Origin of the sequence: Alicyclobacillus pomorum DSM 14955, from assembly GCF_000472905.1 — a bacterium.
GTDB classification, from domain to species: Bacteria; Bacillota; Bacilli; order Alicyclobacillales; family Alicyclobacillaceae; genus Alicyclobacillus_A; species Alicyclobacillus_A pomorum.
Genome location: NZ_AXAR01000023.1, coordinates 34,827 through 42,033, shown reverse-complemented (window position 1 = coordinate 42,033; position 7,207 = coordinate 34,827). Strand labels below are relative to the sequence as shown.

7 protein-coding genes and 1 other RNA gene are annotated in these 7,207 nt (G+C 53.0%); all 8 read right to left on the bottom strand.

All coding sequences use genetic code 11. The annotated features are described in order from the left end of the window. On the bottom strand, positions 1 to 883 hold an 883-nt coding region (locus YWK_RS0116625; RefSeq protein WP_425387186.1), incomplete at its 3' end, for a cation:proton antiporter domain-containing protein. A 17-nt stretch (positions 884 to 900) separates the two neighbouring features. Beyond that, positions 901 to 1,350, bottom strand: coding sequence for a cation:proton antiporter domain-containing protein (locus YWK_RS0116620; protein ID WP_026965688.1), 450 nt, complete (start codon positions 1,348 to 1,350; stop codon positions 901 to 903). 152 nt (positions 1,351 to 1,502) lie between these two features. Continuing rightward, positions 1,503 to 1,961: RNase P RNA component class A (gene rnpB, locus YWK_RS21220), an RNA gene on the bottom strand. A gap of 99 nt (positions 1,962 to 2,060) precedes the next feature. After that, a complete protein-coding gene (locus YWK_RS0116615; protein ID WP_026965687.1) occupies positions 2,061 to 3,173 on the bottom strand; it encodes a Nif3-like dinuclear metal center hexameric protein in 1,113 nt (370 codons plus the stop codon). After that, complete coding sequence (locus YWK_RS20465) at positions 3,170 to 3,913, bottom strand: tRNA (adenine(22)-N(1))-methyltransferase (RefSeq protein WP_051375700.1); 744 nt, start codon at positions 3,911 to 3,913, stop codon at positions 3,170 to 3,172. Before YWK_RS20465 ends, YWK_RS0116615 begins: the two co-directional genes overlap by 4 nt. Next, positions 3,914 to 4,522, bottom strand: coding sequence for a YdcF family protein (locus YWK_RS0116605; RefSeq protein WP_026965686.1), 609 nt, complete (start codon positions 4,520 to 4,522; stop codon positions 3,914 to 3,916). Between the two features lie 243 nt (positions 4,523 to 4,765). Beyond that, positions 4,766 to 5,899 carry an acyl-CoA dehydrogenase gene (locus tag YWK_RS0116600; RefSeq protein WP_026965685.1) on the bottom strand — a complete coding sequence of 378 codons (1,134 nt, stop codon included), beginning with the start codon at positions 5,897 to 5,899 and terminating at the stop codon, positions 4,766 to 4,768. Positions 5,900 to 6,043: 144 nt separating this feature from the next. Beyond that, positions 6,044 to 7,207: an RNA polymerase sigma factor RpoD gene (rpoD, locus tag YWK_RS0116595; RefSeq protein WP_026965684.1), complete on the bottom strand. Its 1,164-nt coding sequence runs from the start codon at positions 7,205 to 7,207 to the stop codon at positions 6,044 to 6,046.

The window sequence follows — 7,207 nt, the reverse complement described above, 5'->3', positions numbered from 1 at the left end:
GGCCGACTACAACGAGCGTATCTCCCCGTTTCATGACCGTGTCGCCATGTGCAACCAGTTGAACACCGTCTCGAACAATCGAGAGTATAAGTATGCTCTCTGGAAGCGTGATGTCACGAATCCTCCGACCACTCCAAACGCGGTTACGAAGTACGACTTCATGTATTTGAAAATCAGACGAAGCAGAGAGCAACTGGCTAGACACAGGCGTCTCTACTAACTGCTCCATGAGCGCAACACCTGCCAATTGCGGATTCACGACGGTAAAGGAGTGCTTTCCATAATGCTTTTGGAAGAATTGAATGTCTTGAACACTNGCAATCACGCGTCGTATTCCGTGATTGACAGCATTTCTTGCGATTTGAATGTTTTCTTCATCATTCTCGCTATAGACCACAAGCGCTTTAAAAGACGAAGGAGCGTACGTGTCAAAAAACGAGGCCACCACCTCGGGACTTGTGTTTCGCTCCCATATCACACCCGTNTGGCGCTGTTCTAACTCATTCACCAATAGCGAAGCCCCAGGGGACTGCCCGAGAATCCCAACTCGTTCCTGCAGTTTGTCTCCTTCATTCGGGAGAATTTTACCGAACAGAACCGGNGAAATAATTGAAGTGAGCATTGCCACTAAGATAATGGCCGTGTTAACCCCTGGACTTATCGCACCAATTTTGAGAGCAACTTCCGCNGCAGCAACGGTTACACTCATTTGAGTTGTCAACAATACTGCACCAGCTGTCGTCTTTCGCCACGGGAACTTGAACCGAAGCANGAGACCGGGCAGGGCTTTAAAGATGTAAACCGCCAGAAGCAGAATCGGAAACAAGAGTAATGCTTTGGGGTCTTGAAACAACTCTTTGATATCGAAACTGACCCCAATCATAATGAAAAAAATGGGAATCAAAAAAACCAAAGCCAATCAAACGTCGTCAGAATGAGCGAAAAGAGTAGTGGACTTTTTATGAAATGAAGATTGAAGAGTACTTGGGACAAACTGTAGGACAGGACAAACGTGAGGCCCGTTGCGAAGGTTGCAAACACTGGGGGCATCGTCAGGAAACGCGCGTAACGGTTACCCTTTCGCACCTTTGTTGGCTTCAAGGTAGCAAAGTCAATCTCTAAGCCCGATACGAACATAAGAAAGGCCAAACCAAAAAACTGCAGAAATTGTAGCCATTCACTATTCTGAATAATGCTAAATCCACTTTTGCCGACGACTACGCCAGCAATAATTTCACCTACCACGATGGGAATACGTACCGCCCGAATTCGCGTCACAATCAGCGGAACAAGAAGTCCAAGCGCTGTCACAACTAAAAGTGAAGCCAAGGAAAATCCCGTATTATCCAAACGCGTCCCTCCTGTCCGCCGAATGGTACAATGTTCTGAAATTGTACAATATTGGTGAAGGACAGTCAAACCAGTTAGGCATGAAAAAACCGCACCATCTCGGGCTCTGTGCCCCGACAACGATGCGGTCTTCCCAAAGGGTATGTAACTGCGAGGAAAGCAAGCCTGTAAGCCGAGTTCTGTACTCCGCGTGCTGCAAGCGGCAGACCTAGCGCCCGTATCCGGAACGCCGGACGCGACGCCTCGCTGCCTCGCACACATATGGAGCGGCAACCATCTATCTAGGCCGACTGTTGCCAGCCGGCTCAAGCGACCTACCCGAGCGCGTGACGGGCCGCCACATATGCGCTCCTATCCGGTCTTGCTCCAGGTGGGGTTTACCTAGCCAGCCTGTCTCCAGGCTGCTGGTGCGCTCTTACCGCACCGTTGCATCCTTGCCTGTGAGCGATGCTCCGGAACGAAGCATCGACTCCATCGGCGGTCTACATTTCTGTGGCACTATCCCTAGGATTGCTCCCGCCGGACGTTATCCGGCACCCTGCCCTGTGGAGCTCGGACTTTCCTCCCGTGCGGTCTTTCGACACTGCACCGGCGGTTGCCCAGCTTACTTTCCTGTTCAACTCAGCATGTTCGAGTATAACCCATTCACAGCTCCATCATCAAGTGATATCTGCTGGTGAAATTGGCACGGTACACCGCATACGTGAAGCTCACACCCAGTGAAATGGGTCTTCATCCACATCAGCAATGGTCACCTCAAGCGTTTCACCAAACGCGCTCTCCAATTCCTTTTTCAGACGGTGCAACACGGGCCGCTCCAGGGATGCATGTGTCGCGTCCACAATCGCCAGGCCATCCTGCCACGCTTCGGCCACGACGTGGTGGTCACAGTCCGCCGTCACCAGCACCTGTGCACCTTTGGCTATCGCCTTCTGCACCCAACGTCCCCCGGATCCACCAAGGACGGCCACTCGGTTCACCATGAGCTTGGGATTCCCTCCGAAGCGAATGTATGGCAAACCGAGCACCGTTTTCACGCACGTGGCGAACTCGGCAAGTGACATCTCGTGTCGAAGGTTTCCTACTCGACCGAGCCCATACGGCTTGCCCATAAGTTCGAGAGGGTAAATATCGTACGCCACTTCCTCGTAAGGATGGGCTTCCAGCATCGCCCTGACCACCGGTTCAATCAATCTCTCGGGGACGATGGTTTCTAACCGTACTTCAGGGACTCGCTCCATTTGACCCGCTTGACCGATGAACGGTTGCGTCCCTTCCTCCGGCAGAAATGTGCCAAATCCGGTGGTGTTGAACGTGCAATGGCTATAACGGCCGATGTGGCCCGCTCCTGCGCCGCAAAGGGCGTCCAAAACAGCTTGATGGTGCGATTCTGGAACAAACACCACCAGTTTCCGGAGCCGTTCGTTCTGTGACCGATCCAGCACTTCTACGTCCTCGAGACCGAATAAGTCCGCCAAAACATCGTTGACACCGCCTTCGGCAATGTCGAGGTTCGTATGCGCCGCGTATACGGTTAAATCTCCCGCTAAAGCGGTGCGAATGGCATTTCCTCGCGCAGTCCCAGTGTCAATTTTGCTGGCCGGTCGAAAGAGTAGTGCGTGGTGCGTGATCAGGAGATCGGCTTCATCCTCTACTGCGGCCTGAATGACCTCCGGCGACGCATCTAGTGCCAACCATACTTTTTTCGCAGGCTTGTCCAGACGCCCAACTTGTAGTCCGATGGCATCTCCGGACATCGCAAGTCCCGGCGGCGCGTATTGATCCACCACGTTCACCACGTCGCGCACGGTTAAAGACGTCACCGCAATCCCTCCTCGTCTACAGGTTGCCATTGTCTGAGAAAGTTGAGGCGTGAAATGACGGCGGATCGACGGCGATCCGCCTCCGCTGTCCTCCCCCGCTCCAACTGGCTAAGTTGCCCGCGCAGTCGGTCGGCGACATAACGGAAGTACGCCGCTGTCACTGGGTCACGGCGCATCAACAAGGTGGGGCCAAACTCCATCGCCAGTTCTAGGCTCTCTGGATGCCCCGCAAACGGGCCATACGCTTCGTCGGGACCTACGGTTCTATCCACCACGAGCAATTCGTAAAACCGACCGTCTTCCAAAATGACCGCTTCCTCGGCGATACCAAACTGTGCTACACGTACATATTTGCGCAGCGAGCCTGAGGCGTTCATCGGTTGCAAGTGTAATCGGTTCAGTGCGCCAGTGACCGCGCGGGAGGCATCGAGTATGGAAGTCGCCGTAGCGCCGCCCATCCCCGCAATGACCGCCACCTCCACTTCCCCAGGTGTCACGGTTGTCAGTCCGTCACCTAAACGAACAGATATCGCGTGCTCGAGGCCGTGGCGCTTCACGTTGCTCACAGCGGCGTTGTACGGTCCAGGCCTCACATCTGTGGCCACGGCAAATTTGCCTCGTTCTGATTGGATGAGGTAGATGGGTAACATCGCATGGTCTGTGCCGACATCCACCACGGACGAGCCCTCTGGAACCCTGTCGGCTAACCACTGTAACCGATTGGAAATTGTAATCGTCAATCAGCGTCTTCCTTTCCGAATCAAAGCGGCCTGTCCTCTGACAGTGTACACCACTCTCGCCATCACCTCTCGTCTGGCGTAGTGAATTTCAGCAGCCGTCGTCCAGGCCGCAAATCCCGTCGCTTGGATGCCCAACTGCTCTGCCACAGCTAAGGCTCTCGGTAAATGGTAGTCACTTGTCACAACGATGGCCGTTCGAAACGAGTGTTCCTCCATCACGTGTTGACTGTTGGATAAATTTTCCCATGTATCATTCGAATACTGGTCTTCAAGAATGGTGTGCGGTGGAACACCGTTGAGAATCAAAAAACGTTTCATAGACCTTGATTCGCTTACGGTTTCATCCGCACCTTGACCACCACTGACAATAAAATACGATATGTAACCTAATCTATACAAATGAAGGCTGGCTCGAAGCCGCGCCTTGAGTGTCGGGCTCGGCTGGTATCCATCCGTGTACGCGCCTAATACAATCGCACAGTCCGAAGGTGACGGACGTTCCCTTCGTCCGCGCTCCCGAATATCGTATGCCATCCAGTTCAATAACGTCCAACCGGCTACAGCAAGTAGACCGATGACTGCAACCGCCAATGACGACCATAGTAGCAACTCCCTTCCCCCTTTGTACGTCGTCTATTCGTTCGCGTAGGTACGGACAGACGCTATAATGTACGGGGATTTTGGGGATATTAGAATCGCACAAGTGACACGTGCGATTTGTAATATCACGACGAACAACTGGTTCAGCACAGGACAAAGTGTTTGTGCGTGCTGAAGCACTCTTAAGTCATTTTGCAAAGCGACTACATAAAAAGGGAGGCCACCTTGGCCTCCCGGTTGCGACGCGCGCATCTAGCATCCCAGCTGTCGCGCAATCACCAGGCGTTGAATTTCCGAAGTGCCTTCGCCAATTTCAATCAGTTTTGCGTCACGCAAATTTCGTTCCACAGAATACTCTTTCATATATCCGTTGCCGCCGAGAATTTGAATCGCCTGATTACAAGTGTTTGTGCACATCTCCGAGGCAAACAGTTTTGCAAATGAAGCCTCCTTGGTGTACGGAAGTCCCTGATCCTTCATCCACGCAGCCTTTAGCACCGCGTTCCGCGCGAGGTCAATGTGCATCGCCATGTCCGCCAGTTTGTGTTGAATGGCTTGAAACTTGGATAGGCTCTGTCCGAATTGAGTGCGCTGTTTTGCGTAGTCCAATGCCACTTCGAAGGCCGAGCGGGCAATCCCCACTGCCAATGCCGCAATGGCTACGCGGCCCCCATCGAGGGTGGACAGGAACTGCTTAAATCCTGCGTTCAATGGACCCAGCAGATTCTCTGCCGGTATTCGGACATTTTCAAGAATTAACTCGACCGTGTTGGAGGCTCGCATCCCCATTTTCTCATAGGGCTTTGACACGGAAAACCCTGGGGTGTCCGTGGGTACGATAAACGCACTAATGCCGCGATTCTCCTTGTCTGTGACGGCCGTCAAAACTACCGTTTTCGCATAGCCACCGTTGGTGATGAAGATCTTATTCCCGTTGATCACCCATTCGTCACCATCACGCACCGCGGTCGTACGCGTCCCACCCGCGTCAGATCCAGCGCCTGGCTCCGTCAACCCAAACGACCCCAGTCCTTTGCCAGACGCGAGCGGTACCAGGTACTTTTGCTTTTGCTCCTCAGTACCGTACAGCAACAGTGGAACGCACGCGAGCGACACATGCGCTTCGTAACTGAGGCCCGTGCCGCCGCATGCGTGTCCGATTTCCTCAAGTGCCAAGCAATAGCTGATCATGTCCGCACCTGCACCGCCGTACTCTTCCGGGATGGGCAGACCCATCAGCCCGAGTTCTCCCATCTTCTCAAAAATTTCAAGAGGAAACCGAGACTCTCGGTCGAGTTCAGCTGCCTTGGGCGCAATCTCTGCTTGCGCGAATTCTCGAACCATTTCTTGAATCATTTTTTGTTCTTTCGAAAGTTCAAAATTCATAGTCCAGTCCCCTCCTAGTTGTACCGAGATCTATTATAAGTGCGAATAGAAAACGCTTGCAAATCCTTTTTGGATGACAAATAACACAAAAAGGGCCGTCTCCCGCTAGTTCTGACGGCCCCTGTGAAAGTCTATGCACAGATTTTACTCGAGAAAGTCTTTCAGTCGCTTGCTGCGACTCGGGTGTCTCAGTTTTCGCAATGCCTTCGCTTCAATCTGACGAATGCGTTCCCGAGTCACGCCAAACACCTTGCCCACTTCCTCCAGCGTGCGGGTACGCCCGTCGTCCAAACCAAACCGCAGCCGAAGCACGTTTTCCTCGCGTTCGGTCAACGTGTCAAGTACGTCTTCCAGTTGTTCCTTCAACAGCTCATATGCAGCCGCATCGGCAGGAGCCAACGCTTCGTCGTCGGGAATAAAGTCCCCAAGGTGAGAATCGTCCTCTTCGCCAATCGGTGTTTCTAACGACACCGGCTCCTGAGCGATTTTCTGGATCTCACGCACTTTCTCAGGACTGAGATCCATCTCGGCGGCAATTTCTTCGGCAGTTGGTTCGCGGCCGAGCTCCTGCAGCAATTGCCGGGAGATGCGGATCAGCTTGTTTATGGTTTCAACCATATGCACAGGGATACGAATCGTCCGCGCCTGATCTGCAATGGCACGTGTGATGGCTTGACGGATCCACCACGTCGCATAGGTGCTGAATTTGTACCCCTTACGATAATCAAACTTCTCAACGGCCTTAATCAAGCCGAGATTTCCTTCCTGAATCAGGTCCAGGAACAGCATCCCGCGCCCAACATAGCGCTTGGCGATGCTGACCACGAGCCGAAGGTTTGCTTCCGCAAGCCGACGCTTCGCCTCTTCGTCCCCTTCTTCAATCCGCTTCGCGAGCTCAATTTCCTCGCTAGCGGACAACAGCGGCACACGACCGATTTCTTTTAGGTACATCCGCACAGGGTCACTGATCTTGACACCTGGCGGCATGGTCAGGTCGTTCAAATCAATCCGTTCGTCATCCAGATCTTCGCCATCCTCGGAGGCGTCGTGATCATCTGCGTCGTCAAGGTCTTCCAGGTCGTCGTCATCTTCATCCCGTTCATTGACGACCTCAACGCCCGCTTCTGAGATTTGGTCAAAAAACTCGTCCAATTGGTCTGGATCTAAGTCGAACTTCGACAGTCTGTTAACAATCTCGGTGTACGTGAGGGAACCGCGTTTCTTTCCAATTGAAATCAATGCATCCTTAGTTTCCTGAAGGGTGAGTCCACGTTCTTCTTCGCGGGCTTCTTCTTTTATCTCTTTCAT